The organism is Mesorhizobium sp. WSM4817, from assembly GCF_055811135.1.
Map to the genome: position 1 here is coordinate 1 of NZ_JBVVQQ010000082.1, position 2279 is coordinate 2279.

The 2279-nt window shown below is 60.2% G+C and carries 3 pseudogenes; 2 read left to right on the plus strand and 1 reads right to left on the minus strand.

The features are described 5' to 3' along the window. Positions 1-86 precede the first annotated feature (86 nt). A pseudogene (locus tag AC0L2K_RS34760) lies at positions 87-167 on the minus strand (IS6 family transposase); the annotation flags it as partial. 53 nt (positions 168-220) lie between these two features. Between AC0L2K_RS34760 and AC0L2K_RS34765 the strand changes: the two are divergent. Together AC0L2K_RS34765 and AC0L2K_RS34770 are read left to right on the plus strand one after the other, a co-directional pair. Further along, positions 221-1410 (plus strand): annotated as a pseudogene (locus tag AC0L2K_RS34765) (IS3 family transposase). A gap of 566 nt (positions 1411-1976) precedes the next feature. Continuing rightward, a pseudogene (locus AC0L2K_RS34770) lies at positions 1977-2279 on the plus strand (transposase family protein); the annotation flags it as partial.

Below are 2279 nucleotides of genomic sequence, written 5' to 3' on the forward strand. Positions count from 1 at the left end.
CGAGGGCGACGACCAGAAGCTGGTCGAGACGGTGGTGAACGACATCGTCGGCGTCATGGCCGAGATCAAGACCGCTGTCTAGACGTGCGGCGCTTGATGCGCCGATGGTCCTGCTCGATCCGATTATTGAGGTACTTGCTCTTGCGGATGCGGATTGACCTGCCGCGGGTAATTTCCTCCGGTTGGGATTAGAGTCCGGCCTCGTTTGAAGGACGGACTGATGAAGAGAAAGCGGTTTACGGAAGAGCAGATCATCGCGGTTTTGCGCGAGCATGAGGCGGGGGCGAAGGCGGGCGATCTGGCCCGCAAGCACGGGATCTCGGAGGCGACGCTGTATAACTGGAAGGCGAAGTATGGCGGGATGGACGTGTCCGACGCCAAGCGCCTGAAGGCCCTGGAAGACGAGAACGCGAAGCTGAAGAAGCTGCTCGCCGACCAGATGCTGGAAGCCTCGGCGCTGCGCGAGCTTTTGTCAAAAAATGGTAGGGCCTGTCGCCAAGCGCGAAGCCGTCGCGCATCTGCAGGCCACGATGGGCTTGTCGGAGCGGCGGGCCTGTTCCTTCGTGGGCGCCGATCGCAAAATGATCCGCTACCAGTCCCGGCGTCCGCCCGAGCAGGAACTGCGCGGCCGTCTGCGCGACCTCGCCAATGAGCGCCGCCGCTTCGGCTATCGACGCCTGTTCATTCTGCTCAGGCGCGAGGGCGAGGCATCGGGGATCAACCGCATCTATCGGCTCTACCGCGAGGAAGGGCTGGCGGTGGCGCAAGCGTCGGGCAAGGCGACGAGCGGTCGGCACGCGGGCGCCGATCCTGGTCGAGGCGAAGCCGAACGCGCGCTGGTCGCTGGACTTCGTCCATGACCAGTTCGCCTGCGGGCGGCGGTTCCGGGTGCTGAACATCGTCGGCGACGTGACGCGCGAATGCCTTGCCGCGATCCCGGACACGTCGATCTCCGGTCGGCGCGTTGCTCGGGAACTGACTGACCTGATCGCCCGACGCGGCAAGCCGGACATGATCGTTTCCGACCACGGCACGGAGTTCACCTCGAACGCCATCCTCGCCTGGTCGAAGGATCATCGCGTCGAATGGCACTACATCGCGCCGGGCAAGCCGATGCAAAATGGCTACGTCGAATCCTTCAACGGCCGGATGCGCGATGAGCTGTTGAACGAGAGCCTGTTCTTCGGCCTCGATCACGCCCGAATCGCCATCGCCGAATGGAGGCAGGACTTTAACACGGCGAGGCCTCATTCCTCGCTCGCCTACCAGACCCCGGCGGCCCTCGCCGGAACCCTCGCCGCAACCGGCTATGCCGCTCCGCTCGATATGGGCTTCGCGTCTCCGCCGGTTGCTCAACCCGCGCCCTACGGCGTAACAGAAACAGCTGAGGCTCTAATCGCCGCCGGATGACAGTTCAGTGGCAGGTCAGCACGGCCTTTGCTGATTGAGCTGCGGCAACACTGAGTGAGGGTGACTGCACGCAGACGCGCAAGACGAGCGATGCCCTCTTCCGTTGAACCCGTGTGCCCCTCTCTAACGGGAAAACAAGCTCGCTCATGAAGTCGCGCAACCTTTGGCAATAGCTTTGGAGATCAGCATGGTATTGCAGATGGAGTCCCCGTTGTCGCTTGGCTTTTAATTACAAGAATGCGACCGTTCTGGTCATTGCGGGCACTTAAATACGAGAATGGAATAGTTTGGAGTCTCAAATTAACTGTAGCCACATTGTCTCTAAGATGTTGGATTCATTGAATATCGTGCACCGTTGTCTGCAATGCGACGGCACCACGTTGTTCGCCGCGATTATCAAATTAAGTGCCGATCTGTGATATTGATTCTCAATTTAACTGCACATTCTCGAATTAAGTGAACGGCTAAGTTACTGAAATCGTTGAAGAGCGAGTCTCATATTTAACGGTTCTTCCTCACTTTGTGTGGTTCACCCGTCGTTAGCGAGGTTGTCGCTATGGGCGGACATGCGAACGAAATCGAAATGGTCGCCCGGCCCAGGGGTCAAGATACTGGGTATCGCGCTCGCCGGTGATGACGGTTGGGCTGTTTCCGCTGCTGGATCCGCGGTCGGCATCTGCCCCGATTGTGGACGGCGAAGCCGAAGTAGGCATGGCTGGTCACGCCGCAGCCTCCAGGATCTGCCGGTCCAGGGGCAGTGGGTGACAGTGAACTCCTGCTGAGCCGCTGGCGATGTGCACATGGGGAATGCGCACGACGAACGTTCACCGATCGACTGCCGACGGTAGCTGATCCATACGCGCGTCGGA